17 protein-coding genes are annotated in these 20515 nt (G+C 73.1%); 6 read left to right on the top strand and 11 right to left on the bottom strand.

Translation table 11 applies throughout. The features are described 5' to 3' along the window. Nucleotides 1–88: 88 nt before the first annotated feature. Entirely contained in the window at nucleotides 89–1357 is a 1269-nt protein-coding gene (locus tag ACIBBD_RS13865) for a hypothetical protein (RefSeq protein WP_399419583.1), read from the top strand. Between the two features lie 64 nt (nucleotides 1358–1421). On the opposite strand, the gene ACIBBD_RS13860 is transcribed toward ACIBBD_RS13865, so the two are convergent. The 4 genes from ACIBBD_RS13860 to ACIBBD_RS13845 form a co-directional block, all read right to left on the bottom strand. Beyond that, the gene (locus tag ACIBBD_RS13860) at nucleotides 1422–2747 is read right to left on the bottom strand and encodes an Nramp family divalent metal transporter (RefSeq protein ID WP_399419582.1); all 1326 of its coding nucleotides are present in this window, start codon (nucleotides 2745–2747) and stop codon (nucleotides 1422–1424) included. A gap of 158 nt (nucleotides 2748–2905) precedes the next feature. Next, nucleotides 2906–3388 carry an ATP-binding protein gene (locus ACIBBD_RS13855; protein WP_399419581.1) on the bottom strand — a complete coding sequence of 161 codons (483 nt, stop codon included), beginning with the start codon at nucleotides 3386–3388 and terminating at the stop codon, nucleotides 2906–2908. A 94-nt stretch (nucleotides 3389–3482) separates the two neighbouring features. Beyond that, entirely contained in the window at nucleotides 3483–4391 is a 909-nt protein-coding gene (locus ACIBBD_RS13850; protein WP_399419580.1) for an anti-sigma factor RsbA family regulatory protein, read from the bottom strand. A gap of 82 nt (nucleotides 4392–4473) precedes the next feature. Then, nucleotides 4474–7128: an ATP-binding protein gene (locus ACIBBD_RS13845; RefSeq protein ID WP_399419579.1), complete on the bottom strand. Its 2655-nt coding sequence runs from the start codon at nucleotides 7126–7128 to the stop codon at nucleotides 4474–4476. 431 nt (nucleotides 7129–7559) lie between these two features. Here ACIBBD_RS13845 and ACIBBD_RS13840 point away from each other — a divergent pair, with 431 nt between their 5' ends. Further along, on the top strand, nucleotides 7560–8948 hold the full coding sequence (locus tag ACIBBD_RS13840) for a M14 family metallopeptidase (protein ID WP_399419578.1): 1389 nt from the start codon (nucleotides 7560–7562) through the stop codon (nucleotides 8946–8948). Between the two features lie 3 nt (nucleotides 8949–8951). Here the strand turns inward: ACIBBD_RS13840 and ACIBBD_RS13835 are convergent, their stop codons facing one another. The 5 genes from ACIBBD_RS13835 to ACIBBD_RS13815 form a co-directional block, all read right to left on the bottom strand. Then, nucleotides 8952–9548, bottom strand: coding sequence for a hypothetical protein (locus ACIBBD_RS13835; RefSeq protein WP_399419577.1), 597 nt, complete (start codon nucleotides 9546–9548; stop codon nucleotides 8952–8954). A 65-nt stretch (nucleotides 9549–9613) separates the two neighbouring features. Further along, entirely contained in the window at nucleotides 9614–11092 is a 1479-nt protein-coding gene (locus ACIBBD_RS13830; RefSeq protein WP_399419576.1) for a GntP family permease, read from the bottom strand. A gap of 146 nt (nucleotides 11093–11238) precedes the next feature. Further along, nucleotides 11239–11649 carry a RidA family protein gene (locus ACIBBD_RS13825; RefSeq protein WP_399419575.1) on the bottom strand — a complete coding sequence of 137 codons (411 nt, stop codon included), beginning with the start codon at nucleotides 11647–11649 and terminating at the stop codon, nucleotides 11239–11241. Nucleotides 11650–11668: 19 nt separating this feature from the next. Further along, on the bottom strand, nucleotides 11669–12427 hold the full coding sequence (locus ACIBBD_RS13820; RefSeq protein WP_399419574.1) for an IclR family transcriptional regulator: 759 nt from the start codon (nucleotides 12425–12427) through the stop codon (nucleotides 11669–11671). Further along, nucleotides 12424–13497 carry a sugar kinase gene (locus ACIBBD_RS13815; RefSeq protein WP_399419573.1) on the bottom strand — a complete coding sequence of 358 codons (1074 nt, stop codon included), beginning with the start codon at nucleotides 13495–13497 and terminating at the stop codon, nucleotides 12424–12426. Before ACIBBD_RS13815 ends, ACIBBD_RS13820 begins: the two co-directional genes overlap by 4 nt. 130 nt (nucleotides 13498–13627) lie before the next feature. On the opposite strand from ACIBBD_RS13815, the gene ACIBBD_RS13810 reads away from it, so the two are divergent. Then, nucleotides 13628–14893: an amino acid deaminase gene (locus tag ACIBBD_RS13810; protein WP_399419572.1), complete on the top strand. Its 1266-nt coding sequence runs from the start codon at nucleotides 13628–13630 to the stop codon at nucleotides 14891–14893. A gap of 10 nt (nucleotides 14894–14903) precedes the next feature. Beyond that, nucleotides 14904–16511: an amidohydrolase family protein gene (locus tag ACIBBD_RS13805; protein ID WP_399419571.1), complete on the top strand. Its 1608-nt coding sequence runs from the start codon at nucleotides 14904–14906 to the stop codon at nucleotides 16509–16511. Nucleotides 16512–16523: 12 nt separating this feature from the next. Here ACIBBD_RS13805 and ACIBBD_RS13800 read toward each other — a convergent pair whose 3' ends face one another. Both ACIBBD_RS13800 and ACIBBD_RS13795 read right to left on the bottom strand, forming a co-directional pair. Next, nucleotides 16524–17426, bottom strand: coding sequence for a serine protease (locus ACIBBD_RS13800; protein WP_399419570.1), 903 nt, complete (start codon nucleotides 17424–17426; stop codon nucleotides 16524–16526). 216 nt (nucleotides 17427–17642) lie between these two features. Continuing rightward, on the bottom strand, nucleotides 17643–18266 hold the full coding sequence (locus ACIBBD_RS13795) for a hypothetical protein (protein WP_399419569.1): 624 nt from the start codon (nucleotides 18264–18266) through the stop codon (nucleotides 17643–17645). A gap of 125 nt (nucleotides 18267–18391) precedes the next feature. Here ACIBBD_RS13795 and ACIBBD_RS13790 point away from each other — a divergent pair, with 125 nt between their 5' ends. Together ACIBBD_RS13790 and ACIBBD_RS13785 are read left to right on the top strand one after the other, a co-directional pair. Beyond that, a complete protein-coding gene (locus ACIBBD_RS13790; RefSeq protein WP_399419568.1) occupies nucleotides 18392–19603 on the top strand; it encodes a pyridoxal phosphate-dependent aminotransferase in 1212 nt (403 codons plus the stop codon). 113 nt (nucleotides 19604–19716) lie between these two features. Further along, the gene (locus tag ACIBBD_RS13785; RefSeq protein WP_399419567.1) at nucleotides 19717–20145 is read left to right on the top strand and encodes a hypothetical protein; all 429 of its coding nucleotides are present in this window, start codon (nucleotides 19717–19719) and stop codon (nucleotides 20143–20145) included. Nucleotides 20146–20515: the final 370 nt, after the last annotated feature.

Here is a 20515-nt window from a genome sequence, read left to right as displayed (position 1 = left end):
GGGCTTACGGCCCATGGACTCGCCGGCCCCTGACACTGCCCCCCACGACTTCTTCTTCACTTCGAACCCCGGGAAACGGTGGTGTGCCATGCCCGTCGAACAGCCCAACGACCCCTTCGAGGACCGGTTCTCCGCCGCTCTGCGCCAAGCGGGCGGCACCTTCGACACCGACCGGGCGGCACTCGTCGCCGCGGGCCAGGCGTACGGGCGCCGGCTGCGGCTGCGGCGGCGGCGGGCCGTCGTGGCGGGGGGTGCGGCGGGTCTCGCCCTCGTGGGGGTGGGCGGGGCCCTGCTCGCACCGTCCGAGGGAAGCGCGAGCGAGAAGCAGCGCACCTCCGTCGCCGCGAAGCGGTCCGACGAGCCGGGTTCCGTCTCGGCCGACGAGATGATCCGCACGCTCGAGAAGCTGCTCCCCGAGGGCGAGATCAGCGGCGTGCAGGGGCGGGGGACCGATGATCCGCTGCCGCCGTACGCGTACGTCGTGTTCGACGACGGGAAGGGCGCGGGGGCCATCTCGCTGAGCGTGGACCGGATCGCGCGCGGCACCGAGACCGTCGACCCGACCCGTGAGGTGATGCCGTGCCCGGACCCGGACTCACCGATGTCGAGCCTGGACCACTGCGTGACCGAGACACTGCCGGACGGCTCCGTGGTCACCCTCTTCCAGGGGTACGAGTACCCCGACCGCCGTGCCGAGACCAAGGCGTGGGGGGCGGACCTGGTCACGCCGGCCGGACAGCGCGTGAGCGTGAGCGAGTGGAACGCCGCCGCCCAGAAGGGCGAGCCGGTGAGCCGGCCCGAACCACCGCTGTCGCTGGACCGGTTGAAGACGCTGGCGGCGGCGAAGGAGTGGCGGCGGGTCGCCCACGCCATCCCGAAGCCGAGCCGGCAGCCGGCCCCCTCCACACCCCGGGGCACCGAGGGCGTCGGGGGCCGGCGGATCCTCGGGCTCCTCACCGCCGCGCTCCCGGACGGGCTGAAGGTCGTCTCGCGCGGCGCGCAGGACCCGGACTTCGCCTACGTCGTCGTGGACGACGGCAAGGGCAGGAGCTACGTCCAGATCAACGTGCAGGCCGGCATGTCCGACGCCGCGGACCAACTCTACGGCGCGGACTCCGAGACGCTCGCCGACGGCACGCGTGTCGCGACGCGCCAGGGACCGGGCGAGAAGGGCGGCGAGGGGGTCGTGATGTGGACGGTCGACACGATGCGCGAGGACGGCAAGCGCGTGGTGGTCAGCGCCTTCAACTCGGGCCGCCAGGACACGGCCGCCACCCGTGAGGAACCCGCCCTGTCCATGGCGCAGTTGCGGAAGATCGCCCTCAGCCCGCAGTGGCTGGTGATCGAGGGCGGCTGACCTATGGCGGACTGGCCCTCAGCGGCGGGCCAGGCGGGCCGGGTGTCCCCCGGCCCGCCGGGGCTCAGAAGAACTCCGACCACGGCTGGTCCCAGATCTGCTTCACGCACAGGACCAGGAACAGCAGCCCGGCCAGTGCGAGCATCCCGTTGCTCACCCAGCCGTTGCGCCACTTTCTGGGCGTGCGGGAGGAGTTGAGGAGCCAGATCAGGGTCCCGGCGAGGAACGGCAGGAACGCCGCGCCCAGCACGCCGTAGAGGACGATCAGGCGGAACGGCTGGCCCTGGAAGAGCAGGACGATCGGCGGGAAGGTCAGCCACAGCAGATAGGCCCGGAACGGCCAGGAGCGCTCGCGGGCGCCGGAGGCGACCTCCGCGCCGGTCGTCCGCTCACGGCCGCGGTAGCGGGCGACGAAGTCGGCGAACATCAGGCTCACGCCGTGCCAGACGCCGATCAGGGAGGTGAAGGAGGTGGCGAAGAAGCCGATGAGGAAGAACTTGGCCGTCGCGGTGCCGTACTCCTCCTCCAGGATGTCGCCGAGCTGGATGAGGCCCTTGTCGCCGCCGGCGATGGCCACGTTCGCCGAGTGCAGCAGTTCCGCGCCGACGAACAGCATCGCGATGACGAAGATCCCGGTGGTGGCGTAGGCGACGCGGTTGTCCATGCGCATCACCTTCATCCAGCCGGTGTGGGTCCAGCCCTTGGCGTTCACCCAGTACCCGTAGGCCGCGAGGGTGATGGTCCCGCCGACGCCGCCGATCAGACCGAGGGTGTTGAGGACGGAGTCCTTCTCGTCGGGAAGGACGGGCAGGAGGCCCGCGAGGGCGTCCGGGAGGTTCGGGGTGACCCGGATCGCCAGGTACACCGTCACCAGGAACATGACGCCCACGAGGACCGTCATGACCTTCTCGAAGACCTCGTACTTGTTGAACCAGACGAACACCAGGCCCACCAGCCCGCAGGCGATGGCCCACCACTCGAGGTCCATGATGTCGGGGAACAGCGCCTGGAGGGGCAGGGCGCTCGACGACATCGCGGCCGCGCCGTAGACGAAGCCCCAGATCACGGCGTAGACGACGAAGAAGTACGTCGTCCAGCGGCCGAGGCTGGCCCAGCCGTCGAACAGGGTGCGGCCGGTGGACAGGTGCCAGCGGCCGGCCGCCTCCGCGAGGGAGATCTTCACGAGGCAGCCCAGGATCGCCGCCCAGAGCAGCGTGTACCCGAAGTTGCTGCCGGCGATGAGGGTGGCGACCAGGTCGCCGGCGCCGACGCCGGTCGCGGCGACGACGATGCCGGGGCCGATGTGGCGCCAACTGGACTTGTGGGGGGTGTGCTCGGTGCTGCCGGATGATGCCTCGGTGTCCGTGGGGTTTCCCGTGGTGTCCGCCATGAAGGTCAAGAAAGCCCAATCGAGGCGGTCGGGCAAGAGGGTGTGCGCGATCTCCCCCGGATGTGCTCGCGCGCCGCCCACCGCGGCACAACCAGCCGCCGGGGGGTCGGCCCCGGCGACCGGGCGAACCCGCGGAGGCCGGCCGGCCCGGCCGGGCGCTACGGCTGTCGCCGGCCGCAGCCGTCGCACCCGCACGTGCCGAGCTCGAACCAGACGGTCTTGCCCGACCCGTCCTGGTGACAGCCCCAGCGCCGGGCGAGCGCCTCCACCAGGAACATCCCCCGGCCGCTCTCCGCGCAGCCCGCCTCCAGGACCTGCGGGGTGCGGCGGCCGGTGTCGGTCACCTCACAGCGCAGGACACCGTGCGCGGCGGACAGCACGAGCCGGAAGTGGCTCGCGGAGTGCAGCAGGGCGTTGGTGGCCAGCTCGCTGACGAGGAGGACGGCCGTGTCGAGCAGGTCGCCCCGGTCGGCCAGCCCCCACGCCTCCAGCTGTCGGCGCACCTCGGCGCGGGCCTCACCGACCGCGGACGGCCGGGGGTCGTACCCGACGCTCAGGTTGCCCGCCCCGAGGGGCGGTTGCAGACAGGCGCCGTACGGAGGGTCGGGGTCCGGGAGGCGCCCCCCGGCGAGTTCCAGCATGGCTTCAGGATGGCCTCCCCGGACGACCCGTACACGGGGAGGACTACCTGATTCCGTACCTGGGGTACCCGCGTACACCCGTGAGGTCTACGGGTCACCCGTACTGGAGGCGTACGTCCGTGCCCCCGTCCTCGGCGTCGCGGACGTCGACGTACGCGCACACCTGGCGGGCGAACCACAGGCCCTGGCCGGGCTCCAAACCGGCCGTGGGAGGGGGGACGAAACCGGCGAGGGGGTCCTCGACGCGGCGAGCCAGGGTCAGTTCGCAGACGCAGCCGGTGCCCTCGCCCCACAGCAGGGCGCCGGCGACCGGGCCGAGCGAAGCCGCCTCGGTGACGGCCGTCGCGAACAGTTCGGCGTCGGCGTCGGCCAGTCCGCGTCCGGCCGCCCAGGCCCGCACGGCGTCCCGCGCGGGCTCGGTGAGCCGGAGCGCGTCGGACGGGGGCGGGGGCAGCGGTACGGCGTCCAGTTCGGCCGCGAGCCGTACCGGGTCCTCGTACACCCCGGTGCCGGGGTGGGCGCGGCGGGCGGCGGCGACGAGGGCGGAGCCGGCGGTGCGGGTGTCGTAGACGCACAGGGCGGTGGTGGCCGAGGGGGCGAAGAGGAGGTTGGCGAGGGCCTCGTAGCGGATCCACTCGGCGCTCTCGCGCGGCGAGCGTCCGGCCCGTCCGTTCCACACCGGTTCCATGAGCAGGTGGATACGGCCGCCGGGGCCGGCGTGCGCGGCGAGGTGCCCGGCGGCCCGGGCGACGGCGTTGGCGGCGGAGCCGGTGTACCAGTCGGTGTGCGGGACGAGGCCGACGCCCTGGGCGTCGGCGCCCAGGGCGTCGCGCAGCAGGTCCAGCTTGGCGGGGGCGGCGATGACCACGGGCGGGGGCTCGTCGGGTGCCGCGAGCCCTTCGGCGAGGAAGGGCAGGGCGACGGCCAGGAAGGCGTCGTCCGTGCCGGGGGCGGCCATGCGGTGGTCGAACGCGCCGGGTGCCTGGGCCGGTCGAGTGCTCATCGGTCCCCCATCTGTGGTGTGCGGGTGGGTGTGAGTGCGGGTGTGGTGGCGTGGTCGCAGGGCGGGCGCAGGGGTGCGGGTGTCACCGCTGGGCCGTCACCCAGGCGGCGATCTGGCTGCGGTTGCTGAAGCCGAGTTTGCTGAGGATGCGTTCGACGTGGCCCTCGGCGGTACGGCGGGCGATCACCAGCCGGTCGGCGATCTGCTGGTTGGCGAGGCCCTCGGCGACGAGTTCGGCGACCTGGACCTCGCGGCGGGTGAGGCGGACGGCCGGACCGTGCGGTGCGGGCGCGGCGCTCGTGACCGGTTCGTGGGACGGCGGCAGGGCGTCGGCGGCCGGACCGTGCGGCCGGGGTGTGCGGCCCGGGGCCGCCGTGGGGCCGTCGGCCGGACCGTGGGCGGGGGCTCCCTGGCGGGGAAGCGGCCCGTGCGGCGGAGCCGGGCGGCGCCGCGCGGGATCGCCGGCTCCGGCGGTCAGGACGTGGGCGACGAGGTCCGTGAGGGCGAGGGCGGCACCGCGCTCGTAGGCACGGTGGAAGGCCGTGCCGCCGAGCGCCCCGCGGGCCCGTTCCTCGCTGCCGCGGCGAGTGGAGTTCAGCGCCGCCGATCCCCAGCGACTGCGGTCGACGTCGGCCCAGGCGCGGTCGGCGCCGCCGAGCAGGACGGCCGCGTGCTCGTGGGCGCCGCGCTCGGCGGCGATACGGGCCAGCAGGTCGAGGGTGAGGCCCATGCCGAGGACGTCGTGCACCTCGAGCTTCAGGCGCAGCGCCTCGCGGCCGTGCCGCTCCGCCTGCCGCCAGTCGCCCTTCACGGTGTGGGCGAGGGCCAGCATCCGCTCCACGTACGACAGCACCCACCGCTCGCCGTGCTCGGCGCACAGCCGGCGGGTCTCCTCGCAGACGAGGACCGCCTCGTCGGCACGGCCCAGCAAGCTCAGGGCGCACGCGAGTTCGACCCGGTCGAGGCCGACGAGGCTGAGGTGCTGGCCGGAGACGCGGCCGCGTTCGACGCCGGCCCGGAAGTGGTCCAGGGCGCCGGCGAGGTCGTCGCTGAACAGGCGGATGACGCCGACGACGTACTCGGCGTGGGCCGCCTCGGCCGCGTCGCCGAGGCGGTGGGCCAGGTCGCGGGCCTGTTCGGCGCGGCGGCGGCCGCGGGTGAGGTCCTCGGGGCAGAGGGCGAGGAGCCCGGCGGCCCACAGGGCGCGGGCGCGTTCGCGGGTGGGTCCGGGGTTGGCGTCCAGGGCGCGGTCGAGCCAGTAGCGGCCCTCGCGGGGGGCTCCGCAGGCGTGCCAGTGGAACCACAGGGTGCCGGCCAGGCGCAGGCCGGCGAGGGCCTCGCCGGGGGCGGTGAGGCTGAAGTCGAGGGCGGCGCGGAGGTTGTCCTGCTCGGCCCTCAGCCGCGCGACGATCTCGGGCTGGCCGGGGCCGAACCACTCCCGCTCGCAGGTGGTGGCGCGGTGCTGCATCCAGTCGCGGAAGCGGATGCGGACGGCGTGCTCCTCGCCGGGACGCTGCCGCAGTCGCTCCAGGCCGTAGTCCCGGAGGGTGTCGAGCAGGCGGTACCGGACGGTGCCGCCCGGGCCGGACTCGCGGCTGAGGACGGACTTGTCGACCAGGCCGGCCACGGCTTCCAGGACGGCGTGGGGGTGGAGGGGGGCGGGGCCCGGTGCGGTGGGGGGAACGGGGGGCGCTGAGGATACGTCAGCGGTGGTGGGCGGCGGGGTGGGTGCGGCGGGCGGCACGGTGGGGGTGGCGGGCGGCGCGGCGGGGGTGGCGCTCGGCACGGTGGGCTCGGCGCTCGGCACGGTGGAGGTGGCGGGCGGCTCGTGCGCGGGGCCCCCGCACACCGCCTCCGCCGTCTCCAGGTCGAAGCCGCCCGGCAGGACCGACAGGCGGGCCCAGACCAGTTGTTCCGCCTCGCTGCACAGGTCGTGGCTCCAGTCGACGGCGGCGCGCAGGGTCTGGTGGCGCGGGGACACCGTGGGGCTGCCGGCGGTCAGGAGGTGGTAGCGGTCGTCGAGGCGGCGCAGGAGTTGGTCGACGTCGAGGACGCGCATGCGGACCGCGGCCAGTTCGATGGCGAGGGGGAGGCCGTCGAGGCGGCGGCACAGGCGGGCGACGGAGGCCCGGTTCGCGGCGGTGAGGCGGAAGCCGGGGACGACGGCGGCGGCGCGGTCGGCGAAGAGGGCGAGGGCCGGGTAGCCGTCGGCGGTGGAGAGGTCGCCGTCCGGGTCGGGGACGGGTAACGGCCGTACGTCCAGGAGGTGTTCCTCGGTGAGGCCGAGCCGGTGGCGGCTGGTGGTGAGGAGACGCACGCCGACGGTGCCGTGCAGCAGGGCGCCGGCGAGGGTGGCGCAGGCCGGCAGCAGGTGCTCGCAGTTGTCGACGACGAGGAGCAGTCTCCGGTCCCGTACGCGCTCCACGAGGGCGTCCAGCGCCGGGCGGTCGGAGTAGTCCCGCAGGCCGAGCGCGTCGGCCACCGCGAGCGGGACGAGGGCCGGGTCGTTGAGGCCGGAGAGGTGCACGAAGCGCACGCCGTCGGGGAAGGCGCGGGCGACCCGGGCCGCGATCCGTCCGGCGAGGCGGGTCTTGCCGACGCCGCCGGGGCCGGTCAGGGTGACCAGCCGGGCCCTCGCCAACAGCTCGCGCCCTTCGGCCAGTTCACTCCGCCGGTCGACGAAGCTGGTCGTCTCCACCGGCAGGTGACAGTCCCGTCGTGGCGCTGATCCGCCCATGATCAGCCAGTCCTCTGGGGGTGTGGTCGGAGGAGCGAGCCGGAGGGTGCGGCTCCTCTTTCGTGCGGACCCCCAGTGTTCCCCGTGACGTACATATATGCACGCGCGCCTCACACCCGCGGGTGACCTTTGCCGAGGACCGCGCCGGGGACGACGGCCATGCGTACACTGCGCGACCACGCGGGACGGTGCACCCGTCCGCCGCGGCCACCGGCGTATGGATCCGGCCAGTCCGGCGCTTTGTTCGCTCTTGACCTGACCATGACATGAGCCGACGATGAGCGGCACCCCGCACAGGCACGTCGCGCAGGCGCGTCGCACCGGCGCGTCACGCAGGCACCCCGCACAGCACGTCGCACGAAGCACCACCCCCCGCTCCACTCCCCCACATGTCCGGCGACCCCGGACTTCTGGAGACCCAAGGAGAGTTCATGCGACTCCGCATACGCGGCTCAGGCACCCGCGGCTCCGGCACCCCCGGCTCGGGCGGCGCCCTCGGCGGCAGACGGACCGCCGCCCTCGCCGCGCTCATGGCCCTCGCCCTCGCGGCACCGGTCTCGGCGACCGCCACGGACGCGGCGGCCGGCAGCGCCCCGAAGGCGGCCGCCACGGTCGACGACATCCGCCAGTACGAGATCCACGTCCACCACAGCACGCCCCAGATGCGCACCGCGATCGCCGCGTCCGGCGTGAGCGTCGACGAGGCCGACGAGGAGACCGTCGTCGTCTCCGGCCGCGCGGACCAGATCAGGAAGCTCCGCGCGCAGGGCTACGAGGTCGCGCCGGTGGGCGCCGCGCCCGACCGCACCGCCGAGGGCGAGGTGCGGCTGTACGACTTCCCCTCCGCCGACTCGCGGTACCACAACTACGCGGAGATGAACGCGGAGATCGACCAGCGCATCGCGGCCTACCCGAACATCATCAGCAAGCGGGTGATCGGCAAGTCGTACCAGGGCCGGGACATCGTCGCGATCAAGATCAGCGACAACGTCGGCACGGACGAGGCCGAGCCGGAGGTGCTGTTCACCCACCACCAGCACGCGCGTGAGCACCTGACCGTGGAGATGGCCCTGTACCTGATCCGCGAGCTGGGCGCCGGCTACGGCACCGACTCCCGTGTCACCGGCATGGTGAACAGCCGCGAGATCTGGATCGTCCCCGACATCAACCCCGATGGCGGCGAGTACGACGTCGCCACCGGCTCCTACCGCTCCTGGCGCAAGAACCGCCAGCCCAACTCCGGTTCCTCGTACGTCGGCACCGACCTCAACCGCAACTGGGCCTACCGGTGGGGCTGCTGCGGCGGCTCCTCGGGCTCGACGTCCTCCGAGACGTACCGGGGTACGGCGGCCGAGTCGGCGCCCGAGGTGAAGGTGGTCGCGAACTTCGTGCGCAGCCGGGTCGTCGGCGGGGTGCAGCAGATCAAGGCGGGCATCGACTTCCACACGTACAGCGAACTGGTGCTGTGGCCCTTCGGGTACACCACCGCCGACACCACCACGGGGATGACGGCGGACGACCGCAACGCCTTCGCGACGGTGGGCCGGTCGATGGCCGCGAGCAACGGGTACACGCCGGAGCAGGCGAGCGACCTGTACATCACGGACGGGTCGATCGACGACTATCTCTGGGGCTCGCACAAGATCTTCGCGTACACCTTCGAGATGTATCCGGGGTCCGCTAGCGGGGGCGGGTTCTACCCGCCCGACGAGGTGATCGAGCGGGAGACCGCGCGCAACCGGGACGCGGTGCTGCAGCTGCTGGAGAACGCGGACTGCATGTACCGCTCCATCGGCAAGCAGGCCCAGTACTGCGGCTAGGACCTACTCGGCGCCCTTGACGTCCTTGACGTCGTCCGCGTCCGTGGAGTCGTGCGCGTCCGTGGCGTCGTCGGCGTCCTCGAAGTAGGCGTCGAGCACCGCGTCCAGCTGCTCGTCCCACTCCTTGAAGCGCCCCCTGGCCGTCGCCTCGATCTCGATCGGGTACCAGCGGCGGTCGGGGGTGTGCACCGTGACGGTGAACCGCTTGCCGAAGCGCGGCGCCTCCGTCTCGATCGCGCCGATCTCGTCCCAGCGGAACTCGCACTCCTCCTCGTCGAGGCGGAGACGGACGCCCCTGGCGTCGGCGACGATCCGCGCCCGGCGGTCGGCGGCCTCGAAGACGGGACCGTCGGGGGTCTCCTCCTCCGGCTTCTCCCCGGCGGCGTCGGCCGGTTCGGCCCCGGACGCGGACGCCGACGCGGTGCCCTCGTCGACGACCGCCTCGTCGACGACGGCCTCGTCGTCGTCGTCCGCCGTCGCGTCCTTCGCCTTCGCGTCCTCCGGCTCCGCGGTCACGGGCGAGGTGAGCCCGGGGATGAATGCCGGGTCGAATCCGGCGCCCTCCAGGGGCTGGCTGCTCGAACCTATGCGCTGCTCCACAGCGGGCAGTATGGTCGAAGATCCTGTGCCGCACACAGCCGGGCCACGACTTCGTTATCAGACCCCTACACGAACAGGCTCAATACGGCCGCCGCCAGGAACCCCACCACCGACAGCACCGTCTCCAGCACGGTCCACGTCTTCAGGGTGTCCCGTTCGCTGATGCCGAAGTACTTGGCGACCATCCAGAAGCCGCCGTCGTTCACGTGCGAGGCGAAGATGGAGCCGGCGGAGACGGCCATGATGACGAGGGCGACGAACGGCTGGGAATGGTCGCCCTCGGCGAGGAGGGGGGCGACGATGCCGGCCGTCGTCACGATGGCCACCGTCGCCGAGCCCTGGGCGACCCGCAGGACCACCGAGATCAGGTACGACAGGACGATCACCGGCAGGCCGACGTCGTTGAAGGTGTCCGAGAGGGCCTGGGCGACCCCGCTCGCCTTGAGGACGGCGCCGAAGACCCCGCCCGCGCCGACGACCAGCAGGATGTTGCCGACCGGCTTCAGCGAGGCCGTGGAGACGGTTTCCAGGGACTTGCGGGACCAGCCGCGCCGGATGCCGAGCAGGTAGTAGGCGAGGAACAGGGCGATGGTCAGGGCCACGAAGGGGCTGCCGAAGAACTCGACGACCGAGCGGCCGGTGGAGGGGTCCAGGGCGATCGAGGAGAACGTGGCGGCGAGGATCAGGACCAGCGGCGTACCGATGATGCCGAGGACCGTGCCGAGCGGTACCGGGTCCTCGCGCGGCACGACGCCCTGCGCCCGCTGTTCCTCGACGACCGCGCGCTTCGCCTCCGCCGCCGCCTCGACCATGTCCTGCGGTACGGCGACGAAGAGGCGGCGGCCGATCCACGCCGAGAACGCCCAGGCGGCGAGCACCGCGGGGACACCGCAGACGACGCCCATGAGGATGACCCAGCCGAGGTCGACGTGGAGGAGGCCGGCGGCCGCCACCGGGCCCGGGTGCGGGGGCAGGAAGGCGTGGGTCATCGACAGGCCGGCGAGCAGGGGCAGGCAGTAGAGCAGGATCGACCTGCCGCTGCGCTTCGCCGCCGCGTAGACGATCGGGGCGAGGACGAAGATGCCGACGTCGAAGAAGACCGGGATGCCGAAGATCAGGCCGGTCACGCCCATCGCGAGCGGGCCCCGCCGCTCACCGAACAGGCCGAGCAGCCGGGAGGCCAGGACCTCCGCGCCACCGCTGACTTCGAGGACCGCGCCGAGCATCGTGCCCAGGCCGATGATGATCGCGACGTGGCCGAGGATGCCGCCCATGCCGGACTCGATGGTGGAGACGGCGTCCGAGCGCTGGACGGTGCCGAAGAGTTCGGTGACCGACAGGCCGGCCAGCAGGCCGACGGCTATGGAGACGGCGAGGAGGGCGACGAAGGGCTGGAGTCTGACCTTGATGATCAGGTAGAGGAGGAGGGCGATGCCGAGGGCGGCGACGGTCAGCAGGCCGGCCGTGCCGTCGACGAGGAGGAGCAGACCTCCGGTGTGGGGTGGGGCGTCGGCGGGGGCGGCGGCCGCGAGTGGGAGGGACATGCGGTGGTCCTCTGCGTAAGTACATGAAGCTTTCGGGCAGGGGGGATCGCGGCACGGCGCACCCGGGCAGGGGGCGCCGTGCCGTCGTCGTACGGCGTGCGGGAGTGGGGAGGAGACGGCCGGGGACAGCCGGGGCCGTCGGCCGGTCAGCCGAGCACGGCGAGCGCGTCGATCTCGATCAGGAGTCCGGCGGGAAGGCCGACGTAGACCGTCGTGCGGGCCGCGGGCGGGGCGGTGAGCGCCTGCTCCGCGAAGTAGGCGTCGTAGATCTCGTTCATCTCGGCGAAGTGGTCCACGTCCGTGAGGTAGACGCGGATCATCATCACGTCGTCCCAGCTCGCGCCGCCCTCCTCGAGGATCGCCTTGACGTTGGCGAGGGTCTGGAGGGTCTGCTCGCGCAGGGTGGGGCCGGCCGGGGTGGGGGGTGTGCCCTCCTCGGCGGGGAGGAAGCCGACCTGGCCGGCGACCTGGAGGATGTCGCCCTTGCGGACACCGTGCGAGAACCTCGCGGGCGGGGTGGTGTGGGTGGGGGGGATGAGCGCGGTCTTCTCGGTCATGCGGCGCCTTTCCTGCGGTTCATACGGGGGTCACCGGCGTTCTGCCGGAGTACTCGCCGCTGATGTCGTCCGCCGTGCGGCGCACCTGCGGGAGGAGGGTGAGGAGTTCGTCGGCGGTGACGACGACGTTCGGCGCGGACACCGACATCGCGGCGACCACCCGGCCGTCGGCGCCGCGGATCGGCGCGGCGACGCAGTTGATGGACTCCTCGTGGCCGCCGAGGTCGGTGGCCCAGCCCTGTTCGCGCACCTTCTCCAGCTCCCGCAGGAAGGCGGGCGCGTTGGGGGTGGAACGGACCGTGTACAGGGGATAGTCGAGCTTCTCGGCGACCGCGCGGCGCTCGGGCTCGGGCAGGTCGGCGAGGAGCAGCTTGGCGACGGCGGCGACGGTGATGGCGACGGGCTTGCCGATCCGCGAGTACATGCGCACCGGGTACCGGCTCTCCACCTTGTCGATGTAGAGGACCTCGCCCTCCTCGTACACCGCGAGGTGGACGGTGTGTCCGCACCGCTCGTTCAGCCGCGTCAGGTGGGGGTGGGCGATCTCGCGGATGTCGAGGTTCTCCATCGCCTCCTGGGCGAGGGCGAAGAGGCGGGCGCCGAGGCGGTAGCGCTGGTCGGACTGGCGGTAGACGAGCCCGTGCTCGTGGAGGGTGCGCAGCAGGCGCAGGGCCGTGGACTTGTGGACGCCGAGGCGGTCGGCGACCTGTCCGAGGTCGGCGGGTCCCTCGGCGAGCAGCGGCAGGATGCTCAGGGCGCGGTCGACGGTCTGGCTCATGGGGTGCGTACCTCCTCCTCGGCCCGGTGCGCGGCGGGGGTGGTCCAGCCGGGGCCGAGTCGAAGTGTCCCCCACGCCTCGTCGTCGAGGGCGGCCAGGCGGTCGGCGAGGTCGCGGGCGGGCGGCGCGGCGAGGTCGCCGGGGACGGTGAGGGCGGCGGCGGCCATGAGGTGGCCGTGGCGCAGCCGGTCGCGGACGGGCAGTCGGCGCAGGGTGGCGGAGAGGAACCCGGCGGCGAAGGCGTCGCCGGCGCCGACGGCGGCGACGACGTCGACGCGGAGGGCGGGGACGAGGGTGGCGGTGCCGTCGGCGTCCTCGGTGCCTTCGGTGTCCTTGTCGAACGCGACGGCTCCGCCTCTGCCCGTCTTGACGACCAGGAGCCGCGGCTCGGGCAGCGCGTTGCGGAGGGCGCGCGTGCCGTGCAGCCCCCAGGCGGCCCGTGCCTCGTCGGCGCCGACGAAGACGATGTCGGCGCGGCGGGCGAGGTCGAGCAGGACGCGGGGGCCGTCGGCGTCGCGCCACAGGCCGGGCCGGTGGTTGACGTCGAAGGAGACGAGCGGCCGTCCGGGCCGGGGCTCGGTCAGCTCCCGCATGAGGGCGAGGCAGTCGTCGGACAGCGCCGCCGTGATCCCGGACAGGTGCAGCACGCGGCCCGCGCGCGCCGCCTCCAGGTCCACGTTCCGCACGGACATCGCCGAGGCCGCCGAGCCGGCCCGGTAGTACGCCACCTCGTGGGCGTCGGTGGCGCGGTCCCCCGCGGTGCGGAAGTAGATGCCGGTGGGTCGCGCGGGATCACGCCGTACGGACGCGACGTCGACGCCGTACGCACCGATCTCCTCGACGAGGTGGTCGCCGAAGCCGTCGGCGCCGACGCTGCTGACCCAGCGTGTCGTGTGCCCGGCCGCCGCCAGCACGCACGCGACGTTGGACTCCGCGCCGCCGATGGCCCGGTCGAAGGAGGGGACGTCGGCGAGGCGTCCCGGACGGGAGGGCAGGAACGTGACCATGGACTCGCCGAGCGCGACGACGTCCACGACGTCGGGGGCGTTGCGGGCTCCGGTGGCGGTCACGATCGTCGTAGCTCCTCGGTCGGTGCGGTGGCCGTCGTTGACCCCGCGTGGCCGAGATGTTAGACAGCGGTAAGCGGTATACGCAATGAGCGTTGCATTCTGCGCAACGCACTGGATGGGGAGGCTCCTGATGAGCAGCGAAGCGCTCGCGCGTCTCGGCGAGGAACGCGTCGACCACCGTTTCAAGGGCCTCCCGCCGGATGCCGACGGGCTCACGGTCGGCGAGCTGGCCGCCCAGCGCCGCAACCTCTTCACCGGCGGCTTCACCACGCCCGTCCTGGCCCTCTCCGCGGAGCGCCTGGAGCACAACCTCGCGCTGATGGAGACGTACGCGACCCGCCACGGTCTGGCGTTCGCCCCGCACGGCAAGACCACCATGGCCCCCCAGCTGTTCCGGCGTCAGATCGAGCGCGGCGCCTGGGGCATCACGCTCGCCGTGCCGCACCAGGTGCGGGTGGCGCGGGCGTTCGGGGTGCGGCGGGTGTTCCTCGCCAACGAGCTCGTGGACCCGGCGGCCCTGCGCTGGATCGCCGCCGAGCTCTCCGCGGACCCGGACTTCCGCCTGGTCTGTTACGTCGACTCCGTGCGCGGGGTGGAGCTGATGGACGCCGCCCTGCGCGGGGCGCGGCGCCCGCTGGACGTGGTCGTCGAACTGGCCGCCGGCGAGGGCGCGCGGACCGGGGTGCGGACGGAGGCGGAGTGCGCGGCGGTCGCGGACGCGGTGGCCGGCGCGCGGACCCTGCGGCTGGTGGGCGTGGCGGGCTACGAGGGCGAGGTCCCGCGGGCCGACCCCGAGCGCGTGCGGGCCTGGCTGCGCCGACTGGTCGCGCTGGCCGTCGACCTGGACGGGGCGGGGCGGTTCGCGGGCGTCGAGGAGATCGTCGTCAGCGCGGGCGGCAGCGCCTGGTTCGACGCGGTCGCCGACGTCTTCGCCGAGATCCCCGGCCTCTCCCTGCCGGTGCTGAAACTGCTGCGCTCGGGCGCGTACGTCTCCCACGACGACGGCCACTACCGCAGGCTGACGCCCTTCAACCGGGTCCCCGAGGAGGGCGCCCTGGAACCGGCGTTCCGCCTGTGGACCCAGGTGGTCTCCCGCCCCTCCCCCGAGCAGGCCTTCGTCAACGCGGGCAAGCGGGACGCGGCCTACGACCTGGACCTGCCGTTCGCCCAGGTGGTCCGCCGGGACGGCACGGAACGCCCCGCCACCGGCGTCTCGGTCACCGCCCTGTCCGACCAGCACGCCTGGCTGCGCACGACCGGCGAGGCGGACCTGGAGGTCGGCGACTGGGTCGGCCTCGGCCTGTCCCATCCGTGCACGTCCTTCGACAAGTGGCCGCTGATCCCGCTGGCCGAGGCGGACGGCACGGTCGTCGACTACATCCGTACGTTCTTCTAGGAGGCCGGTCGTGGAAGAGCTCGTCATCCGGGACGCGGACGTCGTGGACGGCTCCGGCGAACCGTCGTACCGCGCCGACGTCGTGGTCGACCGCGGCCGGATCGTCGCGATCGTCAAGGAGGCGGCGGCCGCGGGCTGCCAGCGTCCCCGGGCGGTCCGCGAGCTGGACGCCGAGGGCCTGGTGCTCTCCCCCGGTTTCATCGACATGCACGCCCACAGCGACCTCGCCCTGCTGCGCGACCCCGACCACAGCGCGAAGGCGGCGCAGGGCGTGACGCTCGAGGTCCTGGGCCAGGACGGCCTGTCCTACGCCCCGGTCGACGACCGCACGCTCGACGGGGTGCGGCGGGCGATCGCCGGCTGGAACGGCTACGGCGAGGACATCGACTTCGACTGGCGGTCGGTGGGCGAGTACCTGGACCGCCTGGACCGCGGCGTCGCGGTCAACGCGGCCTATCTGGTCCCCCAGGGAACCGTCCGCGCGCTCGCCGTCGGCTGGGAGGACCGGAAGGCGACGCCCGGCGAGCTGGACCGGATGCGGCAGCTGGTCGCCGAGGGTCTGGAACAGGGCGCGGTCGGCATGTCCTCCGGGCTCACCTACACGCCCGGCATGTACGCCGAGGACGCCGAACTGACCGAGCTGTGCCGGGTGGTGGCGTCGTACGGCGGCTACTACTGCCCGCACCACCGCTCCTACGGCGCGGGGGCCCTGGAGGCGTACGCGGAGATGGTGGCGCTGGCCCGGGAGGCGGGCTGTGCGCTCCATCTCGCCCACGCCACCATGAACTTCGGCGTGAACAAGGGCCGCGCCCCCGAACTGCTGGCCCTCCTCGACGACGCGCTGGCCGCCGGCGCCGACATCACCCTCGACACCTATCCGTACACCCCCGGCTGCACCACGCTGGTCGCCCTGCTGCCGAGCTGGGCGAGCGAGGGCGGGCCAGAGGAGATCCTGCGGCGGCTGGCGGACGAGGAGACCGCCGAGCGGATCCGCCACCACCTGGAGGTCGTCGGCGCGGACGGCTGCCACGGCGTGCCCGTCGACTGGGACACCATCGAGATCTCGGGCGTCGGCGGCCCGGGCCTCGGCGCGTACGTGGGCCGGACGGTCCGGGCGTCGGCGGACCTGCGCGGCGAGACCCCCTGGACCACGGCCCGCCGCCTCCTCCTGGAGGACCGCCTGGCCCCCACGATCCTCCAGCACGTGGGCCACGAGGAGAACGTGCGGGCCATCATGCGCCACCGGGTCCACACCGGCGGCTCGGACGGCATCCTCCGGGGCACCAAGCCGCACCCGCGCGCGTACGGCACCTTCCCGCACTACCTCGGCCACTACGTGCGGGAGTTGGAGGTGCTGTCGCTGGAGGAGTGCGTCGCCCACCTCACGGGACGCCCGGCGGCCCGGCTGCGGCTGCCGGACCGCGGGCTGGTCCGCGAGGGGTACCGGGCCGATCTGGTCCTGTTCGATCCGCGGACGGTCGCGGCGGGCTCCACCTACGACGCCCCGCGCACGCCGCCCACCGGCATCCCGTACGTCCTCGTCGACGGCCGGTTCGTGATCGAGGACGGGCGGCGGACGGACGTGCTGGCGGGGCGGTCGGTGCGCAGGACCCCGTAGGCCCCGGTCCGGTTACGGCTTGGGCAGGGTGCAGCCGGCGGCGCTGAGGTTCAGCTGGTTGCGGGTCGTGAAGCAGGCCGGGAACTGGTAGGTCTGCTGGGCGTAGTTGATGCCCTGGCGGACGGTGACGTTGCCGGCGGCGTCGATCTCGCACGGGTTGTTCACCGTGCAGGTCCCGCCGTCCTCGTTGCCGGTGTTGTTCACGGCGACGACCTTGCCGGTGGCCTGGTCGACGACGGGGGAGCCCGAGGTGCCGCCGATGGTCTGGCAGGCGGAGGTGTAACGGACCGAGTCCTTCCAGGTCCAGTCGCCCTCCTTCATCCGGTACACGAACCCGTCGATGTTGCAGCTGTAGAGCCGCTTCCAGTAGCCGGAGGCGACGGTGATCGCGGTGCCGGCGGTGGGGTGCGTGTCCTGCACGGTGAGCGGGCTGATGCCGTAGGAGCTCCGTATCGTCGCGTACGTGGTGGTGAGCTGGTAGATCGTGGCGTCCGTGTCGGTCATCGTCGAGTAGGCGATCTTGCTGGCCCGCAGCGTCGCGACACGGGTGCCGGACGAGTTGAGCAGGCCGAAGGTGCGGCTGGACGCCCGGTTGACGATCACCTCACCGGGTGCCGGGAACCCGGTCTCCAGGCAGTGGCCGTTGGTCAGCACCAGCGCCGGGTCGGTGTCGAGGGAGTTCGGGAAGCGCACGACGGACCCGGAACAGTTGCTCAGCGCGACGGTCCCGGCGAGGGTGACGGCCTGGAGCGTCGGCGACGCGGCCTCGGCGTCCGCCTTCACGGCGGCCGCCTTCACCGCGCCCGCCTTCTCCGTGGTCGCCGGAGTCGATGTCACGGGCGCCGCGACCGCGGGCGCCGCGCCGGCCCCGGCGATCGCCAGGGCGAAGAGCGCGGCAACGAGAGGCTTTCTCATGTGGGGGTCCCCTCTTACGACGAGGCGACCGGAGATCTTCCGGTCGCCCGCTGATTTGTCATGCGCATTGTTAGCGCAGGGAGGGGGGAGGACAAGGGTCGCTTTTCAGCCGGGGGACTCCCGGCGAGGGGCGGGGCGGCGGCTCAGGGGCGCGCGCCGGGACGGGCGGCTCAGGGACGGGCGCCGGGGGGCGGCTCAGGGGTGGCGCCCTCCCGCCTACCGGGGCCCTTTGGAGGCCCCCGGCCCGCGCCCCTTCCGGCCCTCCTTGCCGGAGGACTCCGGGGAGGGCTCCGCGGACGTCGGACCGGCCGACGGGGAAACCGTGGGCGCCGCGGCCGAGGGGGTGGCCGGGGGCGCCGAGGACACCGTGGCGCCCGCCCCGGAGGACGCGCCCCGCGTCGGGCCCGCGTCGGGGGTGCCGGTCGGGGACACGGTCGGGTCCGCGGACGGGGACGCCGATCCGCCGGGTTCGGCCGGCCCGGCGGGCGCCGACCGCGCGCCCTCCTGCTTCTCCCGCGACCCGCCGTCCTCGGGGGACCCGGAGAAGGCCAGCCCCGCGACCACCGCGGCCAGGGACACCGCCCCCACCGCCCCGACGGCGAGCACCACCCGGCGCGGCCGACGGGCGGCACGGCGCCGGTCCGCGCGCCCGCCGGGCATGCCCGGGCGCGGATCCTGTGGGACGCGAGGCAGCTCGGTCGTCTCGTCGTACGCGTTCTCCCACCCGTGAGCGGCCGCCGGATCGGCGTACTCCTCGTACGAGGACGGGTCGGTCGCGGCGTACGGGAGGTACACGTTCGGCCGCACCTCGGGCGCTCCGCTCTCACCTGGCCTGGACATGGGCGCGGATTGTAGATACCCATGGGGCGCCTGGGACAGCGGACGGCGATACCCACCCAAACCACGCGTCTCACGTGGCGGAAAACACGCCCCGAGAGGCGTTACCGAGCCGTAAGCTCCCAGACATGCAGGTGATCCAGTCGACCAAGCTCGCCAATGTCTGTTACGAGATCCGGGGTCCGGTTCTCGAGGAGGCGATGCGCCTGGAAGCGGCGGGGCACCGCATCCTCAAGCTGAACACCGGGAATCCGGCCGCGTTCGGCTTCGACTGCCCGCCGGAGATCCTGGAGGACATCCTCCGCAACGTCTCCTCGGCCCACGGCTACGGCGACGCCAAGGGCCTGCTCGCCGCGCGCCGGGCGGTCGTCATGCACAACCAGACCCTGGGCATCGAGACGGACGTCGAGCACGTCTTCATCGGCAACGGCGTGTCCGAGCTGATCGTGATGGCGATGCAGGGCCTGCTGGACGACGGGGACGAGGTCCTCGTCCCGGCCCCCGACTACCCGCTGTGGACGGCGGCCGTCTCCCTCTCCGGCGGCACGGCCGTCCACTACCGCTGCGACGAGCAGTCGGACTGGATGCCGGACCTCGCCGACGTCGAGCGCAAGGTCACCGACCGCACCAAGGCGATCGTCATCATCAACCCGAACAACCCGACGGGCGCGGTGTACGACGAGGCGATGGTGCGGGGCCTGACGGACATCGCCCGCCGTCACAACCTGCTGGTCTGCTCGGACGAGATCTACGACAAGATCCTCTACGACGGCGCCGAGCACACCCCGACCGCCGCCGTCGCCCCGGACCTGCTGACCCTCACCTTCAACGGCATGTCGAAGGCGTACCGGGTGGCCGGCTACCGGGTCGGCTGGATGTCGATCTCCGGCCCGCGCGCCCACGCCGACTCCTACATCGAGGGTCTGACGATCCTGGCGAACATGCGGCTGTGCGCGAACATGCCGGGCCAGCACGGCGTGGTGGCCGCGCTGAGCGGCCGGCAGACCATCAACGACCTGGTGCTGCCCGGCGGGCGGCTCAAGGAGCAGATGGACACGGCGTACGAGCTGCTGACGCAGATCCCGGGCGTGACGTGCGTCCGCCCCAAGGGGGCGCTGTACCTCTTCCCGCGGCTGGACCCCACGGTGTTCAAGATCAAGGACGACCGGCGGATGGTCCTCGACCTGCTGCGCCGGGAGAAGATCATGGTGGTCCAGGGCACCGGCTTCAACTGGCCGGAGCCGGACCACTTCCGCGTGGTGACCCTGCCGACGGTGACGGACCTCAGGGACGCGATGGGCCGCATCGGGCGCTTCCTGGACGGCTACGGCCAGCACTGACGCCTCACGCGCTCACGGCCGGTGATGGACCGGTCCCGGTTTTGTGATCGGCTCAACTTTAGACGAGATCTAAGCTAGGATGGTTTCCTGTCAGAGCACGGGAGGCCATCCTCATGTACGAACCGATCCGTACCAAGTCGGTCCACAGCACGATGGCCGGCACCACCTCCGACTTCCCCCACCGGTCCCGCGAGGAGGAGCTGGACATCCAGCTCGCGGGGCATCTCGCGGCACTGCTCGCCGTCACCGACGAGCTGCGCGCGCAGTCACCGTCCAGCGACCTGGACACCGCGGCCGGACGGCTCGCGCAGCAGGTGGCCCGGCTGAGGGGAGGACGGACGCCGGTCCGTACGACCCCGACCGCCAACCGGTCCGAGCCGCCCCTGGCGGCCCTCCACGAGCGGGCGCACACCCTGGCGGGCCGCGCGCTCGTCGTCGCGGCGTCCCGCGCGGACACGGCTGTGGCGATCCTGGTGGCGGAGCGCATGGACGCGCACGCCGCCGCGCTGGCGGAGCAGAAGGAGCTGAGCACCGCCGGCTGACCCCTTCGAGGGGTCCCCTTGAACGGCCCCGGTCCGCGTGCACCCGCAGCGACGCGCGGACCGGGCGCCATGACACCGCGTCGGCTTCGGCCGACGTTCGCCGTTCCGCCGCAGGGCTCCGCGTCCTGCGGCGGCCGCGGGTTCTTCGTGGCGGGCCGCGCGGTTCCCCGCGCCCCTGGAAACCGGGTGCTGCTCGAAGGCCGACGGGGTTCGGCCGCTCATCGGGGCGGGCCACGGGAAGCGTGTGCGGGCCGGCCGGTCCGGTACTGACCTTCCGTCGGTCTGCGCGCGACTCAGGCGCGGCAGCAGGCGTCGCGAGAGCGGTTACTCGGAGGACGGGTCGCGGTCCGTGGCCGTGCGGGCGAAGGCC

The organism is Streptomyces sp. NPDC051315 (assembly GCF_044455165.1).
In the GTDB taxonomy this organism is placed as follows: Bacteria; Actinomycetota; Actinomycetes; order Streptomycetales; family Streptomycetaceae; genus Streptomyces.
This window is presented reverse-complemented; position numbering and strand designations above follow the sequence as displayed.

Coding starts and splice junctions, on each gene's coding strand:
- ACIBBD_RS13865 (WP_399419583.1), top strand. CDS start 89: ATGCCCGTCGAACAGCCCAACGACCCCTTCGAGGACCGGTTCTCCGCC.
- ACIBBD_RS13860 (WP_399419582.1), bottom strand. CDS start 2,747: ATGGCGGACACCACGGGAAACCCCACGGACACCGAGGCATCATCCGGC.
- ACIBBD_RS13855 (WP_399419581.1), bottom strand. CDS start 3,388: ATGCTGGAACTCGCCGGGGGGCGCCTCCCGGACCCCGACCCTCCGTAC.
- ACIBBD_RS13850 (WP_399419580.1), bottom strand. CDS start 4,391: ATGAGCACTCGACCGGCCCAGGCACCCGGCGCGTTCGACCACCGCATG.
- ACIBBD_RS13845 (WP_399419579.1), bottom strand. CDS start 7,128: ATGGGCGGATCAGCGCCACGACGGGACTGTCACCTGCCGGTGGAGACG.
- ACIBBD_RS13840 (WP_399419578.1), top strand. CDS start 7,560: ATGCGACTCCGCATACGCGGCTCAGGCACCCGCGGCTCCGGCACCCCC.
- ACIBBD_RS13830 (WP_399419576.1), bottom strand. CDS start 11,092: ATGTCCCTCCCACTCGCGGCCGCCGCCCCCGCCGACGCCCCACCCCAC.
- ACIBBD_RS13825 (WP_399419575.1), bottom strand. CDS start 11,649: ATGACCGAGAAGACCGCGCTCATCCCCCCCACCCACACCACCCCGCCC.
- ACIBBD_RS13820 (WP_399419574.1), bottom strand. CDS start 12,427: ATGAGCCAGACCGTCGACCGCGCCCTGAGCATCCTGCCGCTGCTCGCC.
- ACIBBD_RS13810 (WP_399419572.1), top strand. CDS start 13,628: ATGAGCAGCGAAGCGCTCGCGCGTCTCGGCGAGGAACGCGTCGACCAC.
- ACIBBD_RS13800 (WP_399419570.1), bottom strand. CDS start 17,426: ATGAGAAAGCCTCTCGTTGCCGCGCTCTTCGCCCTGGCGATCGCCGGG.
- ACIBBD_RS13795 (WP_399419569.1), bottom strand. CDS start 18,266: ATGTCCAGGCCAGGTGAGAGCGGAGCGCCCGAGGTGCGGCCGAACGTG.
- ACIBBD_RS13790 (WP_399419568.1), top strand. CDS start 18,392: ATGCAGGTGATCCAGTCGACCAAGCTCGCCAATGTCTGTTACGAGATC.
- ACIBBD_RS13785 (WP_399419567.1), top strand. CDS start 19,717: ATGTACGAACCGATCCGTACCAAGTCGGTCCACAGCACGATGGCCGGC.